Here is a 23,315-nt window from a genome sequence, read left to right as displayed (position 1 = left end):
TGGGGTCGGAGGTTGGGTTGCGGGGCTCGTGTTGCGGGTTGCCAGGTTTGGGGTTGCCAGGTTTGGGGTTGTAGAGCGGCGGACTTACTCTTCAAAAGACGCCGGTTATTTTGACCTGGCACACATTTGCCGTATTGTAACACTTAAAAGCCCGCAAAACAGGCTTCAATTTATAGCACAAAACGCCATTGCTTTACATCGCAATGGCGTTTTGTGCTATCAGGTAGCAAGAGGTTGTTAAGCCTTTTCTGTTTTTGATTTTTGGTTAATCCCGGCCTCAGCTATTTTGGTAAGCAGGCTGTCGCAGTTTTTTTCTTCCTGTAAGGTCGAGTCCAAAAGTTCTGCGGCTTCATTATAGCCTAATACTGCAGCTAATGTTTTGAGCGTTCCGTACGAAGCAATTTCATAATGCTCAATTTTTTGAGCTGCCGAAATGATACCTGCATCGCGGGTGATGCTGCCTTTTTCAGTTTCGGAGATAATTTCTTCACCTTCTTTAAGTAAACCGGCCATCGCTTCGCATTTTACAGCTACAGCTTTTTCGTCTATCGATGCAAAAGCATCTTCCAGGCGGGTAATTTGTCTTTCGGTTTCACTTAGGTGGTTTTCAATAGCGGCACGCAATTCATCAGATGTTGCGGCTTTTGCCATTTTTGGCAATGCTTTTGCCAAATGTTTTTCGGCCCAGTAAATGTCTTTCAGTTCATCAATAAATAATTCATTCAATGCCGAGTCCTGTACATCTAATGTTTGCTCAGGAGCCTTTGTTTTGGTAGTTGCCATGGTAAATGTTTTTTAAGTTATGTGCTGATCTAAATACAAAGGCGATGCCAAGTTTAGTTATTTGTAAATAATATTAATTACTATGAAATAAATCCTATAAAAACATTTACTTTAGGCGATATATGGGTTGTTTTGAAAACTACTGGTGTATTAAAATTAGTACCCTGTGTAATTAAAGAACTTTCAGCACCATACCCGCGACTATTAGCGGCACTCCTTAACAAGTAGTTTATGGTGTTGTAAAACCGGAATCACATATATTCCTGTATAATTGTTATTATTGCGGCAATGGGTTTTTTACAGCTGCCCGGCCTGGGTAAAGTACATTTTCATGAATATGGCACCGGGAAACAACCGTTACTTGCTTTCCATGGTTATGGCATGACCGGCAAGCAGTTCCACGTGCTCGAAAAATCGCTGTTAACCAGGTATCACGTTTACGGTTTTGATCATTTTTTTCATGGCGAGAGCCGTTTAGATGGCTGGACCGATAAACAGATCCGCGCCGGCATGACCAAACAAATGATGTACAATTATTTGCAGGAGTGGTTTAAAATTTATGGCGAGCAGCGAATTTCTGTATTGGGTTATTCACTGGGTGCAAGCCTTGCGCTTACCCTGGTTGAGGAGTACGCCCATTTAATTGACGATATAATACTGATGGCGCCCGACGGGCTTACCAAGCGTACCGGTTTTCATATTATAACCCACAACGTGTTTGGTAAATCTATTTTTCGCGTTGCCACTAAAAGCAGCTGGCTGGCCCCGTTTTTATTGAAGGTAGTAAAAGCAGTTGGGGTTATAGATGAAAGCCTTTACCAGATAGCTTACAACGAGATTGATACCCCCAAAAAGCGGCTTGATACCTATTATACCCTAAATTTAATAAAACTGCTAAACCCGGATATACTAAAAATAGCAGCGCTTGTTAACCAGTATAAAATTAAATGCACACTGATATTTGGAACAGACGACCATCTTTTCCCCAAATCGGTAGCTAAAGATTTTTTGGAGACAGCAGAAAACGTCGAAATCCATGACGTTAAGATGGGGCATTGGCTGGTTACCAAAGCATTGGACGAATATTTAACAGGTGAAAACAGATGATCGAAGCCAAAAAATCCGACTCGTTAAGCGCACTATACCTGCGGGGTATAAGCTGGTGGCTGGGCCGCAATTTTAAGGAAATTAACATCATGCCTTTTGAGGCAAAGCCCGGGCATTCGGTGTTGATGCTGTGTAACCACTTTAGCTGGTGGGAGTCGTTTTTATCAAATTATGTGGCTGTTAAAAGTATAAAACGGCGATGGCATTTAATGATGCATCATGATCATGCCCTTAAATATACTTACCTGCGTTATGTAGGTATGTTTTCAATAATCAGGGGAGCGCGCCAAAGCGACTCGTCATTAACCTACGCGGCCGGATTGTTGGACGACTCCCGTAACCTGGTGATGATGTGTCCGCAGGGCGAGATACGATCAAATCATGAAACTCATATCGAGATACAAAAAGGCACTTATAAACTGATACAGCAAATTAAAGGCCCATGCCAGGTGGTGTACAACTGCACACTGATTGATTATTTTGAAAGCTTAAAGCCGCGGGCGTATGTTCACCTTTTTGATTGTGGCGTAGCCGGCGAGTTTACTTTTGACGAGTTAAAACAACGCGTTAACGACTATCACCAGCAGGCACTTTTAAACCAAATAAATATGAAACATTAATTGAAGTCGGAAGTCTGTAGTATTAAGTCAACTTTTGCTTACTTAGAATTTTCGGTTGCGGACTTCCGGCTCGCAACTCATCACTCAAAACTCACAACTAAAGTGATTCGCAATAAAAAGAATATTTTCATTAACCGTATCATCCACTACTATGTAAAATGGATAGTGGCACGGCAGTTTCATGAAGTGTTATTTAATGATGTGGAGATTGATAAAAGCAAATCGGTATTGCTGGTAGCCAATCATTTTAGTTTTTGGGATGGCTTGATATTATATTGTGTAACCGAAAAATTGTTAAAAAAGCGATACCATGTAATGGTTGAGGAAAAAACGGTGCACATGCTGCACTACCTTAAATTTGCCGGGGCTTTTTCGGTCACCAAAAAATCGAGGGATATCATCGAGTCGCTTGATTATGCTGCCCGGCTGCTGGATGACCCGCAGAATCTTGTACTAATATTCCCGCAGGGAAAGTTGTTTTCAAACTATGTGGACGACGTGCGTTTTGACAAAGGCGTATTCCGGATTATGCAAAAAGCCCAGGGAAAATACCAATTACTCTTCGCTTCAACATTTATTCAGTACTTTAAACATAAAAAGAGCACGGCAACCGTTTATTTGAAAAGAGATAACAATAACTATCCAAACATCGCCGGTTTAAAAGAGGCTTATCAGCAACATTACAGCAGTTCAAAACTGCTTCAAACGCAATTTGATATATAAAGTGACCGTAATTATATTAATCACCCTTTTCTTCATCATCCTGCGTTTTACAGTAACCCTGTTCAACTTTATATCCGACCCTAAATTACGACGTGTAGCTAAACACTATACCGATAAGGTATCCATCCTTATCCCAGCCCGCAACGAGGGCGGCAATATATTAACCCTGCTGCAATCCATCCATCAGCAGGATTATCATCACTATGAAGTACTGGTGCTTGACGATGGTTCGACAGATGATACGTATGCGGTGTGTTCAAAATTTGCCCAGGCGCATGCCCAGTTTAAAGTAATCAAAGGAGCGGAGTTACCGGCCGGCTGGATAGGTAAAAACTTTGCCTGTCATCAGCTTGCCTTGCAGGCCGATGGCGATTATCTGCTTTTTTTGGATGCTGACGAGCAGGTGCAACCGGGTTTAATAAACAGCGCCGTACACCGCATGCACACCGGCAGCCTGGGTCTGCTAAGCTTGTTTGCCAACCAGCAAATGCAAACTTTAGGCGAAAACCTGGTGGTACCACTGATGCATTTTATTTTATTGAACCTGCTGCCTGTGCGGTTAATATCGCTGGTAAAAAACCCGTCTGTTGCAGCAGCCAGCGGGCAGTTTATGCTGTTTGATGCCCCTATTTATCACCAGCAGCAATGGCACAAAGCGGTAAAGGATAAAGTGGTAGAGGATGTAGAAATTATGCGGCTCATAAAGGCCAAAACCTATAATGGCGAGGCCCTGCTGGCCAACGGCATGATTAGTTGCCGCATGTACAAAAGCTATACCGAAGCCCTGGCCGGCTTTAGTAAAAATTTCCTGGCGGCGTTTAACTATAGCATCCTGGGCTTTTTAATGTACCTGCTGCTGGTTATTATTTTTCCATTACTGTTACTCATGACGCTGAACCTGCCGCTCATCCTGTTTATGGGGGGCCTCATCATCCTTACCCGGATAATGATCTCGTTTACATCGGGACAAAATGCTTTGTATAACGTATTATTGCATCCGCTGCAAATGACCAACATGATGATCGTCGCTTTTATATCTATCCAAAAATATCTCACCAAAACCACGGTATGGAAGGGGCGCAGGATTTGAACACGCAACTATCAACCGGCAGTGTAAAAACGGAGCGCATTGCTATCATTATTATCATACTTTTCCATGCAGTAGGTACTATAGGGTTTAACCTTTCGGGTTTCGATACTATGTTTCTTGGCCTGGTTCCCTGGCATTTATTGCTCATGGCCACCGTTATCATCTACAGTCACAATCGCCCCAATGGCAGGTTCGGCTTGTTTGCCTTGCTGCTATTTACATTGGGTTTTGTTGCCGAGCTTATTGGGGTGCATACTGGCTGGCTATTTGGCAGCTATACATATGGCGACACGCTGGGTATAAAATTATTTGGCGTTCCGCTGATGATTGGTATCAACTGGTTTTTGCTGATATATGCTACCGGGGTGCTCATGCAGCGCAGCCGCATCAAAAATATTTACGTCCGCATTTTTGCCGGAGCATTGGTGCTGGTTTTACTTGATATCTTCATTGAACCCGTAGCTATCCATTTTGATTACTGGCATTGGGCAGGCAATACCATCCCCATAAAAAATTACGCCTGTTGGTTTGCCGTAAGCGCACTGATGCTTTTTATATTCGAGAAATTTAAATCCCCCCCTCAAAGTAAAGCGGGCCCTGTTTTGCTGGCTATGGAGTTTGTATTTTTTATGATTTTGGGTTTACTAAATTGATACGGCACCACTTAGGCTGCGGTCTTTTTAGTTTTAAAGAAAAAATGTGTTTGACTAAAATAGCTGAAACCAGCGATAAATACTGTAGCTATAATTTTTGATGGTGTTGGATAAATACCCAGCCAATCAACCAGAATTTTCAGGAATATAACGTTCAAAACTATACAGATGGCGTTTACCAAAACAAAGCGCAAAAGCTGCCCCCTTTTACTCAGTCCCGATTCTTTAAAAACAATATACCTGTTCAGGTAAAACCCGGTGCAAAAAGATATGCTGAAAGATAAAGCCAGCGACGCGATGTGCGGACTTAAGGTATACGTACCAATGTGCAGGTTTCGCTTTTGAAAAATGAAGTTATAACAAAACGAAAACAGTGTTATATCAAATACTACATTGCCCCCGCCACATGCCGCATAACGGAAGGTATGTAAGGGCATCCATTTTTTAAAGGGCTTGTAAAACAGATCAATAATGTAAAAAATAGCCCGCCTTATAAAATCATGTACCTTTCTCATAGATAATAGGCAAAGGTAAATAATTAAAATAAAGTTGGGCAAGTGGGTTTGTTTACTAAAAACGGCCACTGATGAATAGCGGCTTCGGCCTTCTTTTTCTCCCGCGAGGTTAGCGCAGCGTAACTCGTGGGTAAAGCTGATTGAAGCCTTTGGCTTCAGTTCAACCGAAAGCTGAAAGCATGTTTAGCCACGAGCTGGAACCTCGCGGCAATCGGCCTCATATGTATAATTTCACTTTCAATTCACTTATATCTTCCCAAACAATCCAATGCGGGTTTAAAAAACTTCCACCATATTTCAGGTAAAACTGTTGATATGGGTTTTCCGGAGCGATGCCCACACACAAGCTTTTGGCATTATGGTCTATAGCCCAACTTATGGCCTCCTTTAAAAGTGCTGTACCAATCCCACGGCGCTGATATTCTTTCAACACATAAAACGATTGAATTTCGGCATCCTTATCATAGCGGCTTGTTAGGTGTACCGCCAAATAGCCTATTATTTTATCCTGGTCAATAGCCTTTAATATGATCCTTTGCGGCATGGCGCTGGCAGGTGATTGCTTTGCAAAATAAGTTTTCCACCGGTAAGCCCTTGTTTCAAAGTCGGTATCGTGCGGCTCCATCAATTCGGGAAACGATTGTAATTTACTTTCAATCTCCACATGGGTTATTGCCTCAATATCTGCCGTTGTAGCTACCTGGATTTCCATGAAAAATATTTACTGGCAAGCCTCCCAAATCCTCACCGCCTCAACAGCCTCTTTTACATCATGTACCCTCAAAATATTGGCGCCTTTACTCAAGGCGATGGTATTTAAAACGGTTGTGCCATTTAATGCATCCGCAGCGGTGCCTCCCAATAAACCGTAGATCATTTTTTTGCGGGATATACCTGTCAGCAGGGGCAGTTCCAAAATATCATAATCCTGCATCCGCTTCATCAGCGTATAATTATGCTGCTGGTTTTTGGCAAAGCCGAAGCCTGGATCGATGATCACGTCATGTACGCCCAGTTGTTTTAGCTGCTGATACTTACTTACAAAATAATCCAGTACCTCGTTAAAAACATCATCATACTGCGCCATTTGCACCATAGTTTGAGGCGTTCCCTTCATATGCATTAAAATATAGGGAACCTGCAGGCGGGCCACCGTGGCAAACATATCAGCATCCAACGTGCCGCCCGATATATCATTAATTATCTGCGCACCTGCTTTAACTGCCGCTTCGGCAACCTGTGCGCGGAAGGTATCTACCGATAAAACAGCATCGGGGAAAGTAGCTACAATTGCCTCAACAACTGGCAACAGCCTGTCGGTTTCTTCTTCAACAGTAATATCTTTGGCACCCGGGCGGGAAGAATAAGCCCCGGTATCTAAAAACGCAGCGCCATCGGCCAGCATCTTTCCGGCCTGCTGCAAAGCTTCATCAACAGAAGGCTTGCGACTGGTAGCATAAAAAGAATCGGGCGTAATATTGATTATCCCCATTACCTTCGGCGTAGCCAGGCTTATAAGTTTCCCTCCTGCATTCAGGGTTATCTTTTTACGAAAAAATGTATCTTTAGCCACTTTGTTTGTTGTAATATTGACAGGGGTTAATGTGGTAAAGTTAATAACTTTATAGCGGTAGTATATCCCCCGTAATTACAACGCCCCAACTTTAAAATATTCAGACCATTGGCTAACACATCAGCAGAATACGACGCGGTAATAAACAATTGTAAGGGCCTTTTCATGAAAAAGACCCGCGACTATGGTACCGCCTGGCGCATCCTTCGTTTGCAATCTATCACCGACCAGATTTTTATTAAAGCACAACGCATCCGTACACTCGAAGAAAAAAAAATTTCGAAAGTGGGCGACGATATTACCGGCGAATATATTGGCATTGTAAACTACTGCGTTATAGCCATGATGCAGCTGGATAGCTCGCCCGAAACCCCGCAGGAGTTGGCAGTTGACCATGTTGAACGCATGTTTGACGACAGGGTACTGGAAACCAAAGAGCTCATGTTTGCCAAAAACCACGATTACGGCGAAGCCTGGCGCGATATGCGCATCAGCTCATTAACCGATCTGATACTCATGAAACTACTGCGCGTTAAACAAATTGAAGACAACCAGGGCCTTACCGAAGCATCTGAAGGGGTAAAAGCCAATTACCAGGACATGCTGAATTACGCGGTATTTGCCCTTATAAAACTTGGAGTAAAATGAAGAACGCTTTAATTTGGTTTTGCAGGATAGCGGTAGGCTTACTGTTCATATTTTCCGGATTGATAAAAGCCAACGACCCGTTGGGCTTTTCTTATAAACTGGTTGAGTATTTCGAGGTTTTCCATATCACGTTCCTGAATGATCTGTCGTTAACCATCGCCATTTTGCTTTGCGCGCTGGAAATGATCCTGGGTTTTGCCCTGCTTATTGGCGTACGGCCGGTAAAAGTAGCCTGGGGCCTATTGCTGCTCATTATCTTTTTCGGCTTTTTAACTTTTTACTCGGCCTTTTTTAAAGTGGTACAAACCTGCGGCTGCTTTGGCGATGCGATACCGCTTACCCCATGGCAATCGTTTAGCAAGGATATGGTTTTACTGGTTTTGGTTGCGGTAATATTTGTAAACCGGGCTAAAATAAAACCTTTGTTTAGCGCAAAAGCCGGCGACAAATGGCTTATCGGCGCTGCACTTGTATCGGTAGGTTTTGGGCTGTATACCTATAATTTTTTGCCGGTGATTGACTTTTTGCCTTATAAAATTGGCGCCAATATTTCGGCCGAAATGGATACCCCGCCCAACGCGCCTAAAGATGTTTTCGTGCTTACTTATAAACTAAAAAACAAGAAAACTAAGGAAACCAAGGTAATGACCGATAAGGAATACCTGACTTCCGGCATCTGGAAAGATGCCAATTGGGAAACCGACGGCGACCCGGAAAACCGACTGGTAACAAAAGGCTACGAACCACCAATCCGCGATCTGTCTATCCAGGATGCCCAACGTAACGATTTCACCAAAGAGTTGCTGGCAAGCCCTTTTTACAGTATCATTATTGTAGCTTATGATCTGGATAAAACCGACGAAGATGCGATAAACAAACTAAACGCACTTGCAATAAACGCCACCCAAAACTTTAATATCCGCACCATGCTGCTTACCGCAAATTCGCCGCAAAGCGCGCAGGCGTTCGTGAAAAAGCACCGGATGATCAGCGAGGTTTTTTATGCCGATGGCGTACCGCTTAAAACCATGATTCGCTCCAATCCGGGTGTAATCCTGTTAAAGAATGGCTTCGTCGTTAATAAATGGCACTACCATTCGGTACCTAAGTATGACGATCTGGCGAAAACGTATTTTCAAAAACAATAACCATGATCAGCTACCTCATCCGCAAATTATTTTACGGTCTGGCCGTAATGCTGGGGGTGGTGCTGGTGGTTTTCTTTTTGTTTAATATTTTACCCGTTGATCCTGCCCGCATGACGCAAGGGCAACGCGCCGACGTGCAATCGTTACAAGCCGTACGCAAGGAATTTGGGCTGGATAAGCCAAAGCCGGTACAATTCCTATATTACATTAATGATCTTTCGCCCGTAGGCATCCACCTGAATACTGCCGAAGAACAGCAACGCTATCGCTACGTAAAACTATTTTCGGTAAGCAATACCAAAGTGCTTGGGCTAAAATGGCCTTACCTGCGCCGATCATACCAAACCCGTAAGGATGTGGCGAGTTTGCTGCTGGAGGTTATTCCTAACACCATGGTATTGGCCACTACGGCCATGATCTTTGCTATTGTTATTGGCGTATTTTTAGGCGTGCTGAGTGCCGTTCATAAAGATACCTGGATTGATAAGCTGGCAATAGGCTTTTCCACTTTGGGCATCTCTGCGCCGGCTTTTTTCGCAGGCATCATTATCGCCTGGATATTTGGTTTTGAGCTGAGTAAATACACCGGCCTCAACATGTCGGGCAGTTTGTATAGTTACGACCCGTTCCGTGGCGAGGTGATGACGCTTAAAAACCTGGTGTTGCCCATGATCACCCTCGGCCTGCGTCCGCTGGCTATTATTGTTCAGCTCACCCGTAATGCCATGCTGGATGTTTTGGGGCAGGATTATATCCGCACGGCCAAAGCCAAGGGATTAAGCAATAATACCATCGTTTATAAACACGCGCTAAAAAACGCGCTAAACCCGGTAATAACCGCCATAGCCAACTGGTTTGCATCGCTGCTGGCCGGATCTTTTTTTGTGGAATACATTTTTGGCTACAACGGCCTGGGCAAAGCTACGGTTGATGCGCTCGAAATGTCGGATTTTCCGGTTGTGATGGGTTCAATACTCTTTATTGCTTTTATATTTGTAGTGATTAGTATCCTGGTAGATATAATTTACGTTTGGATAGATCCGCGGGTAAAATTGAGTTGAAGGTATAGCAAGGACTTTTTTTAGAATGAAAGATTCCAGACAAATGAGTAAGTACATTTTCACATACGCATCTGCATATTTGAAACGGCGAAGCCCTCAACGAAGTTAATCTGCACACCTGCACATCTATTTTTTAGGAGAAAAAATATTATGAAGTACTTTTTAGTGGGGTTTATGGGATGTGGCAAAACCACCTGGAGCCGTAAGCTGGCTGCCAAATTAGGCTACGAGTTTATTGATCTTGACCACGCGCTGGAAGCTAACGTAGGCATGAGCATAGCCGAATATTTTTCGAGTTTTGGCGAAGACGCCTTCCGCCAGATGGAATCAGATTTGCTGAAGCAAACCGAATATCCCGAAAACGTAGTGGTATCAACCGGTGGCGGCCTGCCTTGCTTTTTTGATAATATAGACTGGATGAATGCCAATGGCAAAACCCTGTACGTAAAACTATCGCCCAAAACACTGGCCGACAGGCTGGAAAACAGCAAAACGGTTCGCCCGGTACTGCAAGGCAAAAAAGGCGATGAACTGGTTGAATTTATTACCGGCAAACTGGCCGAGCGGGAAAGCTTTTATATGAAAGCACACCACCATGTAGATGGTATCGACATGTCGGTTGAAAAACTGGAAGGTGCGTTGGGATTGGGCGAAGTGGTATAGAAGATTCGAAAATTGCTGCAGATTTAATATATGAAATTGTCATTTCGAACCCTTGGAGGGTTGGCCAATGCGGGGAAAGGGTGAGAAATCTTCGACATCCTGCATTCACGAAGCATGTTGTAATAGTATATCGCAAAAGATTTCTCCTCGTACCTCGTTCGAAATGACAACGGAGTTATTCTTATTGGAAACAAATATTTATCACCATGGAAAACCGCGTTGAAGTAAGGCATCTTTTTAAACCACTGGATGGAAAACTGATGGAACTGCTGGAGTCATTAACCCCGGCAGATTGGAACAAGCAAACGGTGGCCAAAGCCTGGAAAGTAAAAGATGTGGTATCGCACCTGCTGGATGGTAACATCCGCGCCTTATCCATTCAGCGCGATAAATATTTTGGCGATCTTGCCCCTGCCAACAACAACTATTACGACCTGGTTGACTGGCTGAACAAACTCAATGCCGATTGGGTGAGCGCTACCAAAAGAATAAGCCCCGATATATTGCTCCTGCTGCATAAAACAACCGGGCGGTTGGCATCTGCTTATTATGAATCATTGAACCCTAATGACACCGCCATATTTTCTGTGGGCTGGGCGGGCGAACAGGAAAGCCTTAACTGGATGCACCTTGCCCGTGAATACACCGAAAAATGGCATCACCAGCAGCAAATAAGGGAAGCCACAGGCCGCGATGGTATCATGACGCGCGAGTTTTTTTTTCCCTTTATAGATACTTTTTTCAAAGGATTACCCCATACTTTTAAAAATACTGGAGCCCCGGTAAATACCCTCATAAAAATCACCATCACATCCGGCATTGGCGGTAACTGGTACCTTAAGAAAATAAAAGACGGATGGCATTTATTGAAAGATGCCGATACAGAAAGCTTTACAGCTACCGTGAAAATTCCGCCTGACATAGCCTGGAAGTTGTTTTCTAAAAGCATCCGCCCGGACGATGTAAAAACGCGGGTTGAAATAACCGGGAACGCGACACTTGCCGGGCAGGTGCTTCAAATGGTATCAGTGATGGCTTAGCGGAAAATCCAAAGTTCGAAGTCCAAAGTCTATAGCCTTTAGCCGGAAGTTTGAAGTAATGCTATTATTTTTTGACTAAAGACTCCCGGCTTTGAACTTAAGACTATTATCAGGCCTCGTCTTTAGTATTACGCACCAGGCTGATGCCCGTAAAGAAAAATAAAATAGCTATTATACCAACCACAATTAGTGTGGTAACCTGGCTACTATGGTTTATAATACCAATGCCTGCATAAATTAAGCCTATGATACCGAGTACGGTAAGTATGGCTCCGAAAGTACGTTTTAAGTTCATGATAGTGTATGCTGTTTTAATAAGCTTTTTTATAAAAACAAATAGCACACCAATAATTTACCTATATTTATTTAATTAATAATAAGCCCTTATGACAGGTTCAATCATCACTTTACTCATTGTATTTATTATTTTGGTAATCGTACTATCATCCTTTGTGTCTGTAAAACAGGGCACAATAGTGGTAATTACTGTATTTGGCAAGTATCGACGCATACTTACGCCGGGGCTTAATTTTAAGCTGCCATTTATCGAAAACATCTACTCCAAAATCTCTATCCAGAACCGCTCGGTGGAACTGGAATTCCAGGCGGTAACTTTTGACCAGGCTAATGTTTACTTTAAGGCAATGCTCTTGTACTCGGTTCTGGACCAGCAGGAAGAGACCATCAAAAACGTAGCTTTTAAATTTGTTGACGAACGTAACCTGATGCAGGCGCTTATCCGCACCGTTGAAGGTTCAATCCGTGCCTTTGTAGCTACCAAACGCCAGAGCGAAGTTTTAATACTCCGCCGCGATATTGTGGAGCATGTTAAGGAACAATTGGATGTGATACTGGAGGGCTGGGGCTACCACCTGCAGGATTTGCAGCTGAACGACATCACTTTTGATGATGTGATCATGAAATCGATGAGCCAGGTAGTAGCATCAAACAACCTGAAAGCTGCCGCCGAAAACGAAGGCCAGGCCCTGCTGATCACCAAAACCAAAGCTGCGGAGGCAGAGGGTAATGCCATCAAGATTTCGGCCCAGGCTGAGCGCGAGGCTGCACAGCTGCGCGGTCAGGGTATAGCCTTATTCCGCGAGGAAGTTGCCCGCGGTATGACGGTTGCCGCCAAAGAAATGGCCGGCGCCAACATGGATACCTCGGTAATATTATTTACCATGTGGACAGAATCTATCAAACACTTCTCTGAAAACTCAAAAGGGAACGTGATTTTCCTGGATGGATCAACCGATGCCATGCAGCATACATTAAAAGAAATGATGGCCTTAAACCTTTTACATACCGACGACGTCAAAAAGTGAAAGTTTTAACCCCTGCACTTAATGGAAGTACGATTAGTGAAGTTGATTGGCACAGCCGCCATATGTTTAATGACGATAACCGCCAGCGCGCAGCAGTATCAGCGTTATCATCCCCTAACTGTAAATGACTTTTTGGGCACCCCACGGGCAAATGCCGGTGGGGTTGTAGCCTATACCAACTGTACCATCGATTTTAAATACGAGGCCAGCAACCGCAGCGGGTCCTATATTCTTACGGCAACCGTAAACCTGCTGCTCAATAACTACAAATCATGGCTCGACAGGAGCCGGGTAACATCGCAGGTGATGCTTTCTGAAATACTGAAGCACGAACAGGGCCATTACCTGATTGCCTACCTGGAGCAGCAGGAAATACTAAGGCAGATAAGCAAAACCCGTTTTAGCTACAATTACCGCACTGAGGCCATGGCGCTTTTTAACCGCATAGATGCCAAATACAAGGAGCTTAACTCCAATTACGACGAAGACACCCAGCACATGACCAACCGCCAGCAACAACACAGCTGGGATTTATACTTCCAAAAACGACTGGAGTATGAACCGGAGGAGTAGTAGTCATTGGTCATTGGTCATTGGTCATTGGTCATTGGTCATTGGTCATTGGTCATTGGTCATTACGGAAAGTTCCCTTGACGTATGATTGTTTTAACCATTTAACATAATGCCAACTCAGAACTCAGAACTCAGAACTCAGAACTTAAAACTCAAATTCCCGGCTTACTCAGTAAATTCACAAACAAACGATACGCGCCTGGCACACCTGCGGGTAATTCCCTGAAAAAGGCCAGCGAGGTATAAACAAACCTGCCTTTGCCATAATCGCCAACTATGAGCGATCCGTTAAGGGGCGATTCTCCTTTATCATTCATCTGGAAGATAGATTTGTATTTGGGGTCTGCATCGCTTACAAAGTATAGGCCGCGTTCCTGTATCCAGCCTTTAAAATCATCCTGGGTAATTTTGTTAGGATAGTTGAGTACCGCGTTTGGTTGGTCTAAAACAGTTACAACCGCATCCTCGTCGGTAACCCTCCTGTTAACTACGGTAAAGGGATATGGGCCAATTTGTTTGGTAACCAGGCCCGAATTATTGTTGTATTGCACTACCAGGTTACCGCCATTTTTTACGTATTCCATTAGCTTAGGCTGCTCAAAAGCAAGACGCTCGTTTACGTTGTAGGCACGCACCCCGGTAATAATGGCATCGTAAGTTGATAAATCGCCGTTCATGATCTCGTTTTCTGATAGCATGTGCACATCATAACCTACCTGGCGCAGCGCCTCGGGCATCAAATCGCCGGCACCGGCGATGTAGCCTAATTTTTTTTTCCCGGTTTTCAGGTCGAGGTTTACCAGTTTAGCTTCGGCCACGGGGAACAGGGTAATAGCAGGCACATGATCATACCTTATCCTGCGTAACGATAGGGAATACGGCTTGCCGTTTACCATCACAATAACCTTCAAGTCGGCAGTTTTTGGCTTATTATCGGCCGGTGCTACTGTAAAAGAAACCGTCCACTCATCGTTTTTATTTTTATCGCTGAACTCGATTTTCTCCGGGCTTATTTTCCAGCCGTCTACAGGTTTTATGCTGATGTTACCGCTGGCCACAGTAAAGCTTTTAAGTTTAACCTGGACGCTTTGCGGTTTCTGGCTGTTAAAAATGTAGTCTTTCCCGTCGATATTAGCGGTAACCGGCGGTGTAATTTCCAATGGCTGATAAACTTCGCCGCGTACCGGGTCAACATATTTGTATACCAGGCGGCGCTCAAAGTTTACCGGCTTTCCCTCAATAATAAACTGGAAACTGACGGTAAGCAGATCCGGATTTTCGGGGTTGCCTGCCATTGCATCATCAGCGATATTGTAGGTGCCTATCTTATGATCTGATGCTAACCAATAAGGTTGTGTTATTTTATCGGCTATAGTTGAACCTTCAAAGCTCTGCTGCTGGTTGGCAGGGATAACTTTCGACCCCAGGTCCAACACATCGCTACCAACGCCTATTTTATTAATCTTCACTTTATCATTATACCTGTTCACCACTACCGACCGGACCTGGATCTTGTCCCCTACCGCATAAGTAGCCTCGGCGGCATAAGCCTCAAACCACAAGCCTGCACAGGCTGCTATTAAATCGCCCAGTTCTTTTGTCTTCTGTGTGCGCCAGTATACGTCTGATACCTTTTCAACCTTACCCAGTAATGCCACTAAAGGGGTTACCGATTTTTCGGGCGCTTCCGCATCAAAATTCCGCCTGATCACTTTTATCGATTCGCCAATATCCGCGCCGTCTTTAACACGCTTCCAACCGGTTTCTACGCCATCCATCAGGTCGGTTTGCGGGGCATCGCCCAAAATAGTTTTAAAATATTCAAACGATTCGCCCCTTTGCTTAGCCGAGCCAAAGCCCTGGGTTTTATGGTTGCTGCGGCTTTCGGCGGCTATTTCGCCATAGCTTTTGCCAAGGGTGGTGTTGTATACGCCTACATCAATCTTAAACTGATCGGCAGCGGTGGTGTTGGTGCTGCCGAAGTTAAAAGTGTTCCACATGAGGCGTTTGGCCTGCCATGGTTTTACATATTTTAATTGTTCGGGATACCTGGCTGGGTCGGCAGCGGCGCTAAAAGCCTCCTGGGCCAATATCGCCGACGAGGTGTGATGCCCGTGGCCGCCCTCGCCTGTAGTAGGGAAACGGCAAATGATCACATCCGGCCTAAACTTGCGGATAACCCAAACCACGTCGCCCAAAACTTTTTCTTTATCCCAAATTTTTAAAGTTTCTTCGGGCCCTTTGGAAAAACCAAAGTCGTTGGCACGGGTAAAAAACTGCTCTGCACCATCAACCCTGCGGGCGGCCAGCAGCTCCTGCGTACGGATAAGCCCCAGCAATTCGCTTTGCTCGTTGCCTATTAAATTTTGGCCACCATCACCACGGGTGAGCGATAAATAGCCCGTGCGGTAATGTTTTTCCTGTGCCAGGTAGGCCAGCAGGCGGGTATTTTCATCGTCGGGATGAGCGGCTACGTACAATACGCTGCCGAGGGTGTTAAGCTTTTTTAGGTTTTGCTGAATAGTGCCGATATCGGTAGGCGGCGACGTTTGGGCAATTACACAGGTATAAAAAAATAATAAGGCTACAAAAAGGGCGGTACGCTTCATGAAAACAAATATATTGAAAGATACCTATTTACAATTTTCTGTATCAATAATATAACAATAGGCCGACTTTTGGTGAGCCTACCCTGTTAATAATCTGCAACGCACAATAGCGCAATCCAAATTATCTTTATTAAATTACAACTGTAAACTGATACTGGGGATGACCAATCAATTCTCTTTGGCAATTCATCCGGGCATTGTTCCTAAATTTAGCTTCCTTATCGGCAAGCCGGTTTATGCAAAAACTGGCAGTAGAGCCAAAGTAAAAACTTGATTAACAGTAAATGCCTTTCATATATCCGGCTAAAAAAATGAAAAGACTCCCTTTGTTATTTGCATTCTTGATCCCGCTTTTTGCGATATTGCTGTCCTGCACGCACAAAAGTAGCCCAACAAACCCTTACAATGCGCGTATCGAATTCCGGTTTGGCACAAAATTTTACTCCATGTATCTATGCAAATGGGGAACGGCTTACGTAGTTAAAGGAAAAGGAACAAATTATACCTCGCCATTTGCTATCATATCATCAGATACAAGTAAAGTGTTTAAAATTGATTCGCTTAATGTGGCTTACAACTTCTTCGACAAGCTTAAAGCCAAACCAATAATTGACACGTCGGGCACTACAGACGCGCCAAGGATCGAGATTTATTATGAGGATAAAAAAGTGTATGATTCGTTCAAATGGAACAGCGAAATTTGGGATTTATTCCGCCCCATGCTGACTAAATTACCACAAGGCTATAATCCGTTTTTGGGCGGCGAGCATCCGTTTGATTAATTAGATTCAGACTTGCTTTACTGATAGTGATATATCTATCAAACTTCATCTATTGATGCCTGTCAGTAGTACTCAATCGGGATTCTCATCATCTTATCCCCGGCAACCCCGCAACCGCCTTTAACAATCCCGCCTCGCTTGTGGCGTTCACATTCACCAGGTAAAATGGCTTGCTACCCTGGGCTGCTTTCCATCGCCATTCAAGCTGGCTAACGGTTTTAAGGCGGCCATTATCAAACCACCAGGCCGAGTAAATCTTATCCGCGCCTTTGGTAAGGATCCCCGCATATACCAAGCGCCCGGCTATGGTTTGCTTGCGGATGCTGGTAAAATTGTATCCACTACCCTGCCAGCAAATCATGGGGTTATGTTCGGGGGCATAAAAGGGTGTGGGCTTCAGGTACACCAGTTGGCCGGGCTTATCAAACTTGATAACGCCGCTTTGCAGCAGTTGCTTTTTGTAGCCACCCAGGATTACCGCCTCGGTCTCTTTATTACTCAGTACATCCATGCTTTTTAAATTGAATGAGATAACAATGAGTATCCCGGCAAATAGCAAATGAATAAAAGGATACCTTACCTCATCGGGCACCAGCCGGATAAGTTGCTTTTGGCGCGGGTGCTTCTCCACTTTTGCCGATTTTTTCAGGTAAAAAATACCCAGCCACAACAAGGGGAGTATCACATATACCAACAGGCAAATAACGCCTGTTACATCATGAAAAACACTGGCGGGCGGTATTTTAAATAATACCAGCAGCATAATACGGCACAGGTTGGCTGCAATATTCAGCAAAAAGGTAAGCGCCAGCAGGATAGCAATTTTTATAAAACCAAGTTGATTGACCGTTTGGCGCTGGCAATGGGCTATTATAAACAGGCATATAATAAACGACATGCTTAGCATATGCAACCCGGCACAGGCCTGGTCTACAGAAAATTCTGAGCCGTTTAGCTCAATAATATTGCCCGATGCATGCGCGGCAATTCCAACGCTGCTTAAAATACCGGCCACCACCTCGCTCAGCCAGATCCTGATGGGGAAGCTGATAGCATTTCTGATATACATAAACAGCGGCGAAACCAGCAATAGCAGGAAAAACAAAACCAGGTTCACTTTTCCTTTAAAATTCTCAAAAAACAATAATACGGCAAACAACAAGGCAACAAACAGCGTGGTTTTAACCGGGAAAATAAGCGCGATAGCACTAAATACCAAGGCCGGCAAAAAGTACCGCATGGAGTATTCCCCTGCCTTTACACGGCATATATAAGGGGCAAGCGCTATCGCCATTAACAGATCGGCATTCCACAAAAAATAAATGGAAAGTAATTTAATGGCGATAACGAGATACACCATGCAGCAGCCGTTTATCAGCAAACGACTGCTGCCCCAGGCCCTGCCCGCAAAAGGAGGCTTAAATATCCTTCTTAGCATATTTGGCGCGGTATACTAAAAAGTTAATTACAGCAAGCGCTATCAGCACCAACAGCCACTCGCCCGGTTCGGGTACCGCACCTGATGATTTCATGGAGGCATTTTTAAGGCTATCCTTATTTTCATTGATGCCGAAACGATCATAATCTGCCTGGGTTTCCAGCACAATGAGGCTGGATACCGGCGAGGCTATATAGGCCTGTTCGGCCTCCCGGATGATATCCGGCTGCACATAGGTTTTATCAAAATAATGCGGACCAACCTTTTTCATGATATCATTATAGGCAAACAAACGCAGCAAATGATCGGGGGCATTACTTTTCAGGGTATCGGTAGTTTGACTGATGATAAGGCCCGATTGATCAAGCACCACATGCCCGGCATCTTCCTGCGATTGAATAAACCGGTGCTGGTTAAGTTTATCTAACAACACTGGCAACTCGCCACTATCATAAACAAACACCCGCATTTCTTTTAAAGCTTTTAGGTAAGGGGTTATTTTGGTGCTGATATTGAACACCCGCAATGGTTTTGCGGTTGCCAGGTACGTGGTAAGCCGCCGCTGAAATTCCGAGTCGTCCAGGTCGCCAAGATTGGGTGATATATCGGGACATTTGGTAATTAGCAAGGCCTTTTCGGCATCTTTAACCTCGTTAACCGGGAACAGGCTAAAATTCAGTTTCTGCGCCCTGGCAAATACTTCGGCCTTGTTTTTTTCCGTTACTTCTTTTAGTTCCCCATCATAGTAATACACCTTTTTTGTTTTGATGGCCTGCCATACGCTATCAAAGTCGGTTATATTCCAGGAGCTGTTCAAATCAAGGTACACGGCCGCAGGGTCGAAAGCGGTATACTGTGGCTTATAATTCTCCAGCTTGTACCCTGCCCCTGCAAAGGTAAATGGCGCATTGGCCAGCGGCGGTGCTGTAAAAACAATCTCGTCGTCGGCCCGGTATTTTCTGTCGGCTGTAAAAACGCCTTCTGTCAATTCCTCAAAACCGGGCATACTAAGCAGCGGTGGCTTTTTTGAAAAGGCGACCTGGATAGTTTCATCGGCGCCGGTAGTAGGCGGCCCGTCAAAATAAATACTTTCGTAAACCAGCTGTGTGCCCTGCTGCCCGAGCGGACTAGTAACGCCTATCCTGAACTTCCGGGCCTCGGTTGGGGTAACCGGAAAAACCCGTACGCTCACGGTATTACCCTCCTGCCAATGAATTACCGATGGATCGTGCCGCTCTACCCCAACAACAGTTTTATAAGCCGAATCGGCTTTAGCCTTAGTAGTTAACCTCGATTTTGCCTCCTTGCCATCTATCCATAATGATAACGAACTCACAACCGAGCCTTCGGGCAGGTGAAAGGTATAAATGGCCTCTTTGCTGGGCCACCAGGCGTGGGCTTCACTGCTTTTTATAAACAAGGTTTTTTCGGTATATGCCAGCCGGTATTCGGGGGATATTTTAACGTTTGTTACTACCGATGTGGTTTTCAATTTATCGCCGCTCCATAACCTGTCCTGCGCCTTGTGCCGGGAATCGTACATGGCCTCCAGTATTTTAATGCGCTCGTGCTCCTCTAAATTGGTCTGGCCGCAAAATAGGCTGGCCAATACCACAAGTGGATCGTGCTTTAAAGGCTCATCGAAAGATGCTTTATGAAAATCAGTGTTCCATAACCAGTTTTCCTGCAGGTTTACGGTTTTGTAAACCAGGTTGGCTTTAATAATGCGCTCGGCTATGCTGTTTTTAGGAATATTTTGACTGATAACCACCCACGACGGCAATTTACCTTCGGCCAAAGTATTGTGGTTAACGGCCAGGTTAACCTGTTTGTTGATGCTGTGCCATTGCCATATAAACAGGGCACAAACTAAAACCGAAACAAATACACCCGCGGCAAGCGCCATTTTTAACGACCGGCTGCCCGCTACATTCCGTTTAATGACGATAAAAGTAACCACAGCCAATGCAACAGGGGCAAAAACATGCAGCGAGATGCCGATGGCTATGGCGGCTATAAGGCCAATAATATACATGGAGGTAAGGTAAAGGCTGTAATAAACAAACAGCAAAAAAGCCGCCCCCAACAAAAACATTACCACGTGTTTACCCGCGTTAGTCAATTGGTCCATAAACAAGGAGAGCATTAACGCTATGCACGATAGGCAAATAACCACACAAAGCCAGGGCACCGAAATATCAAACACATTAAGGCTGCGGTTTAAAGCAAACGCGCTGATAAACCAAAGCATAAAAAGCAGTACCCAGTAAGCCAGCCGCTTTGGCCGTTCAAATACTACAACAAAAAAATAGGTTACAGAAAATAAATAGTTGATAAAAAACACGCCAAAAGCGCCTCCATCATTCAGTTCAAACAAGCTGGTTTCGGTAATACCAAACAAGGCAGCCGAGGCCAGTATCAGCACCAGCCCGATTTTAATCACCCTATCTTCGGATAAAATTGCTTTAAGAATTTTCATTTTTTGTTAATTTAAAAGAACTTTGAAATGCAAAGTATATAGATAAAAAAATTACAGCTTTTGCTGTTTTATTAAATTTTCGAGGGCAAGCAGGTGCAGCCTGAATGCTGCGCGGCCTTTCTCGGATGCAAGGTATTTGGTATTGGGCTTGCGGCCAATAAAACTTTTTTGCACCTGGATGTACTCTTCCTTTTCCAGCGCTTTCAGGTGCGATGCCAGGTTGCCATCCGTAAGGTTAAGCAACTCCTTAAGTGCATTAAAATCATAACTTTCATTGGCAACCAGTACGCTCATAATTTGCAGGCGTATCCGGTTTTCAAAAGCTTTATCAAATTGTTCTAACGAGATCTTCACTTATCGTATTTAAAATGCATTACCGTACCGTAAATAATGTGGAGCAAACCAAAACCTATTGCCCAGCATCGCAAGCCATAGCCAGGCATCAATGCGCACAGCAAACCTAATAAAATCTCAATTATTCCAAGGCTTTTTACGCCCGAATAGGTGTAATGACTTCCTGCAACCAGCGCCAGGCCGTAAAATATCAGGGTAGCCGGGGCAACAACACCGTAATAACCGCGATATATGAGTATAAATGTAAATAAACCACCCGCAACCAGCGGTATGGCCATATTGATAAGCAAGCGCTTGCTACCTGTATTCCAAAAGGGTTGTCCGTTCTTTTTAGCTTTGCGAATGGAGAGCCAGATGCCTGTTCCAATTGACAGCACCAATACCGCGAAAGCCACCACAATCAACTGAATGATTACTTCTGTATCATTGCGTAAAAGCCCCTGGCTTTCATGCGTTAATATTTCCCAACCTAAAAATGCGCCGATGAGCGCATAAATACCAGCCATTACGCCCGACAGGCCGCTCAGCGAAATAAATTTGGCCGACCGCTCCATCAGGTCCCGGATAGAGCTTAATTCTGCATGAATGTCTTGATCTTTCATTAAAAGCACTTTGTTTTTCAAAGCTACATATTAAAATCAAAAATGCAAGTGGTGGGGAATGTTTTTTTGAAGAAAAAGGAAGATTTTTTTTTAAACTTATGCGGATGCTTTTTCTGAGCCAGTCATTGACAACAGCTCTAAAAAAAATGGTTACCTAGGTTTTGCGTCCAACACCATCTCAATATGCTCAATGCCATCTTCGTCATACACCTCGCCTTCCGAAACAAAACCGAGCGACTGGTAAAACGAGAGCGCATAAGTTTGCGCCCCAATGCGGATGGGCACCGGGCCAAACAGCTCATGGCAGCTTTGAATGGCAAGTTCCATAATCTTGCGCCCAAGGCCGGTGCCCCGGGAACCAGGCGATGTAACTACCCGCCCTATCGAAATTTCGGGGTATGATATGCCTGCAGGTACCAGCCGGCTATAAGCCGCAAGTTTGTCATCGGCGTACAACAAAAGATGGTAGCATTGCTGGTCTTTATTGTCCTGATCCAAAAACACGCAGTTTTGTTCTACAACAAATACTTCGCTGCGCATGCGGAGCAAATCGTATAATTCATTAACGCTGAGTTGACCGAAAAGCTTTATTTGATGAGTTAAGTTCATGGGGAATATGGATAGCACAAAGTTAATTGTTTGGCTGACTTTGAGGCAGCGCTCAGGGTGTTTTCGATAAAATAAAACAGGCCGTACAAACCCTCGCGATCTGTACGGCCTAACCTAAACTTTATAAAAAAATTCTTCAACTATGAAAGAACATTAATAACAATTCATTTGCTGTGCCAATAGGTAAAGGCCTCCTAAAACAGCGGGAAAAGAGGTTTTTAACACGGTCTTTTTCCGCTTTTTGGAAAAAAAAGCATTTTTGGGAAGATATTCTCTGTCAGTTTTATTGCTCTTTAACTTGTAGGCAGGGCTATTCAACTTTAAGCGGAGGGCCTACCAGCTGCATTTCATGATCGGCGAAAATTTTGGCAAGTTCAGTAGTCGATGGTTCGTGATCAAGCGATTGCATAGCTACAAAAAACTCTTCGAGTTTACCGGCAGGCTGAAAAGTTACGGTCATTCGTCCCTTGTCGCTTACCTGGGTCCAGGCATGCGGCACATTCCTGGGTAAAAAGATGCTTTCGCCGGTAGTTAAATGAAATTTATCCTCGCCAACTTTAAAAAAATACGATCCTTCCAATACATAAAATATTTCATCCTGTGTAGGGTGGATATGCAATGGCGTTCCCCTACCCGGCGACAGGCTGGTTTGCTCAAAAATAGCCAGGTCGCCGTCGGTATCTTTCCCGGATATTTTCACGTCTAAAATATTGGCGTTTACGCCTTTCAACTTAATATGTCCATGTATGCGGCCTTCACCGGCCTGTATTTTAAAACCCTTGCTTGCGCGGGTTATACTTTTCTTTTGGGCTATGGCCGCAAACGGTGCAAACGGAACGGCGGCAAATGTTAATACTGCCGCAATGAATTTATTCCTTTTCATAAGTAGGTTTTTAATTTATAGGCTGATATAAAGTTAG

At 44.3% G+C, this 23,315-nt stretch carries 25 protein-coding genes; 13 read left to right on the top strand and 12 right to left on the bottom strand.

From position 1 onward, the window contains the following. Positions 1-237 precede the first annotated feature (237 nt). Complete coding sequence (locus AC1DV1_RS06025; protein WP_477356566.1) at positions 238-783, bottom strand: YciE/YciF ferroxidase family protein; 546 nt, start codon at positions 781-783, stop codon at positions 238-240. Positions 784-1,071: 288 nt separating this feature from the next. Between AC1DV1_RS06025 and AC1DV1_RS06020 the strand changes: the two genes are divergently transcribed. The 5 genes from AC1DV1_RS06020 to AC1DV1_RS06000 all read left to right on the top strand — a co-directional run bounded on the left by AC1DV1_RS06020 (position 1,072) and on the right by AC1DV1_RS06000 (position 4,976). After that, on the top strand, positions 1,072-1,890 hold the full coding sequence (locus AC1DV1_RS06020) for an alpha/beta fold hydrolase (RefSeq protein ID WP_477356564.1): 819 nt from the start codon (positions 1,072-1,074) through the stop codon (positions 1,888-1,890). Next, positions 1,887-2,510, top strand: coding sequence for a 1-acyl-sn-glycerol-3-phosphate acyltransferase (locus tag AC1DV1_RS06015; RefSeq protein ID WP_477356562.1), 624 nt, complete (start codon positions 1,887-1,889; stop codon positions 2,508-2,510). The genes AC1DV1_RS06020 and AC1DV1_RS06015 overlap by 4 nt, the downstream gene beginning before the upstream one ends. A gap of 102 nt (positions 2,511-2,612) precedes the next feature. Further along, positions 2,613-3,233, top strand: coding sequence for a 1-acyl-sn-glycerol-3-phosphate acyltransferase (locus tag AC1DV1_RS06010; RefSeq protein WP_477356560.1), 621 nt, complete (start codon positions 2,613-2,615; stop codon positions 3,231-3,233). Between the two features lies 1 nt (position 3,234). Further along, positions 3,235-4,323, top strand: coding sequence for a glycosyltransferase family 2 protein (locus AC1DV1_RS06005; RefSeq protein ID WP_477356558.1), 1,089 nt, complete (start codon positions 3,235-3,237; stop codon positions 4,321-4,323). After that, complete coding sequence (locus AC1DV1_RS06000; protein WP_477356556.1) at positions 4,302-4,976, top strand: carotenoid biosynthesis protein; 675 nt, start codon at positions 4,302-4,304, stop codon at positions 4,974-4,976. The genes AC1DV1_RS06005 and AC1DV1_RS06000 overlap by 22 nt, the downstream gene beginning before the upstream one ends. An 11-nt stretch (positions 4,977-4,987) precedes the next feature. On the opposite strand, the gene AC1DV1_RS05995 is transcribed toward AC1DV1_RS06000, so the two are convergent. The 3 genes from AC1DV1_RS05995 to folP form a co-directional block, all read right to left on the bottom strand. Beyond that, complete coding sequence (locus tag AC1DV1_RS05995) at positions 4,988-5,491, bottom strand: GtrA family protein (RefSeq protein WP_477356554.1); 504 nt, start codon at positions 5,489-5,491, stop codon at positions 4,988-4,990. A gap of 217 nt (positions 5,492-5,708) precedes the next feature. After that, positions 5,709-6,203: an N-acetyltransferase family protein gene (locus AC1DV1_RS05990; protein WP_477356552.1), complete on the bottom strand. Its 495-nt coding sequence runs from the start codon at positions 6,201-6,203 to the stop codon at positions 5,709-5,711. Between the two features lie 9 nt (positions 6,204-6,212). Beyond that, a complete protein-coding gene (folP, locus tag AC1DV1_RS05985) occupies positions 6,213-7,064 on the bottom strand; it encodes a dihydropteroate synthase (protein ID WP_477356550.1) in 852 nt (283 codons plus the stop codon). A gap of 165 nt (positions 7,065-7,229) precedes the next feature. On the opposite strand from folP, the gene AC1DV1_RS05980 reads away from it, so the two are divergent. The 5 genes from AC1DV1_RS05980 (at position 7,230) to AC1DV1_RS05960 (ending at position 11,624) form a co-directional block, all read left to right on the top strand. Next, positions 7,230-7,712, top strand: coding sequence for a DUF1599 domain-containing protein (locus AC1DV1_RS05980; RefSeq protein WP_147053663.1), 483 nt, complete (start codon positions 7,230-7,232; stop codon positions 7,710-7,712). After that, positions 7,709-8,860, top strand: coding sequence for a BT_3928 family protein (locus tag AC1DV1_RS05975; RefSeq protein WP_477356548.1), 1,152 nt, complete (start codon positions 7,709-7,711; stop codon positions 8,858-8,860). The genes AC1DV1_RS05980 and AC1DV1_RS05975 overlap by 4 nt, the downstream gene beginning before the upstream one ends. 2 nt (positions 8,861-8,862) lie before the next feature. Further along, positions 8,863-9,921, top strand: a complete 1,059-nt coding sequence (locus AC1DV1_RS05970; protein ID WP_477356546.1) for an ABC transporter permease — start codon at positions 8,863-8,865, stop codon at positions 9,919-9,921. 150 nt (positions 9,922-10,071) lie between these two features. After that, positions 10,072-10,584: a shikimate kinase gene (locus tag AC1DV1_RS05965; protein ID WP_477356543.1), complete on the top strand. Its 513-nt coding sequence runs from the start codon at positions 10,072-10,074 to the stop codon at positions 10,582-10,584. Positions 10,585-10,790: 206 nt separating this feature from the next. Further along, a complete protein-coding gene (locus AC1DV1_RS05960; protein ID WP_477356541.1) occupies positions 10,791-11,624 on the top strand; it encodes a maleylpyruvate isomerase N-terminal domain-containing protein in 834 nt (277 codons plus the stop codon). Positions 11,625-11,733: 109 nt separating this feature from the next. Here AC1DV1_RS05960 and AC1DV1_RS05955 read toward each other — a convergent pair whose 3' ends face one another. Further along, entirely contained in the window at positions 11,734-11,919 is a 186-nt protein-coding gene (locus AC1DV1_RS05955; protein ID WP_477356539.1) for a hypothetical protein, read from the bottom strand. A gap of 91 nt (positions 11,920-12,010) precedes the next feature. On the opposite strand from AC1DV1_RS05955, the gene AC1DV1_RS05950 reads away from it, so the two are divergent. Beyond that, complete coding sequence (locus tag AC1DV1_RS05950; RefSeq protein WP_477356537.1) at positions 12,011-12,949, top strand: SPFH domain-containing protein; 939 nt, start codon at positions 12,011-12,013, stop codon at positions 12,947-12,949. 21 nt (positions 12,950-12,970) lie between these two features. Then, complete coding sequence (locus tag AC1DV1_RS05945) at positions 12,971-13,522, top strand: DUF922 domain-containing protein (RefSeq protein WP_477356535.1); 552 nt, start codon at positions 12,971-12,973, stop codon at positions 13,520-13,522. 152 nt (positions 13,523-13,674) lie between these two features. Here the strand turns inward: AC1DV1_RS05945 and AC1DV1_RS05940 are convergent, their stop codons facing one another. Continuing rightward, positions 13,675-16,131 (bottom strand): PIG-L family deacetylase, encoded by a 2,457-nt coding sequence (locus AC1DV1_RS05940; protein ID WP_477356533.1) that lies wholly within the window; start codon positions 16,129-16,131, stop codon positions 13,675-13,677. Between the two features lie 311 nt (positions 16,132-16,442). On the opposite strand from AC1DV1_RS05940, the gene AC1DV1_RS05935 reads away from it, so the two are divergent. Continuing rightward, positions 16,443-16,913: a hypothetical protein gene (locus tag AC1DV1_RS05935; RefSeq protein WP_477356531.1), complete on the top strand. Its 471-nt coding sequence runs from the start codon at positions 16,443-16,445 to the stop codon at positions 16,911-16,913. 88 nt (positions 16,914-17,001) lie between these two features. On the opposite strand, the gene xrtN is transcribed toward AC1DV1_RS05935, so the two are convergent. The 6 genes from xrtN to AC1DV1_RS05905 all read right to left on the bottom strand — a co-directional run bounded on the left by xrtN (position 17,002) and on the right by AC1DV1_RS05905 (position 23,278). After that, complete coding sequence (gene xrtN, locus AC1DV1_RS05930) at positions 17,002-18,351, bottom strand: exosortase N (RefSeq protein ID WP_477356529.1); 1,350 nt, start codon at positions 18,349-18,351, stop codon at positions 17,002-17,004. Further along, on the bottom strand, positions 18,332-20,830 hold the full coding sequence (locus AC1DV1_RS05925) for an XrtN system VIT domain-containing protein (RefSeq protein ID WP_477356527.1): 2,499 nt from the start codon (positions 20,828-20,830) through the stop codon (positions 18,332-18,334). The genes xrtN and AC1DV1_RS05925 overlap by 20 nt, the downstream gene beginning before the upstream one ends. Positions 20,831-20,881: 51 nt before the next feature. Beyond that, positions 20,882-21,184: a winged helix-turn-helix domain-containing protein gene (locus tag AC1DV1_RS05920; protein WP_090641804.1), complete on the bottom strand. Its 303-nt coding sequence runs from the start codon at positions 21,182-21,184 to the stop codon at positions 20,882-20,884. Then, positions 21,181-21,786: a hypothetical protein gene (locus AC1DV1_RS05915; protein ID WP_477356525.1), complete on the bottom strand. Its 606-nt coding sequence runs from the start codon at positions 21,784-21,786 to the stop codon at positions 21,181-21,183. Before AC1DV1_RS05915 ends, AC1DV1_RS05920 begins: the two co-directional genes overlap by 4 nt. A 150-nt stretch (positions 21,787-21,936) precedes the next feature. Next, positions 21,937-22,395: a GNAT family N-acetyltransferase gene (locus tag AC1DV1_RS05910; RefSeq protein WP_477356523.1), complete on the bottom strand. Its 459-nt coding sequence runs from the start codon at positions 22,393-22,395 to the stop codon at positions 21,937-21,939. A 310-nt stretch (positions 22,396-22,705) separates the two neighbouring features. Beyond that, a complete protein-coding gene (locus tag AC1DV1_RS05905; protein WP_477356521.1) occupies positions 22,706-23,278 on the bottom strand; it encodes a cupin domain-containing protein in 573 nt (190 codons plus the stop codon). Positions 23,279-23,315 lie beyond the last annotated feature (37 nt).

The organism is Mucilaginibacter sp. P4_D1 (assembly GCF_056401935.1).
Note: the sequence above shows the minus strand (reverse complement) of the source record. Positions and strands in the feature narration are given on the sequence as shown.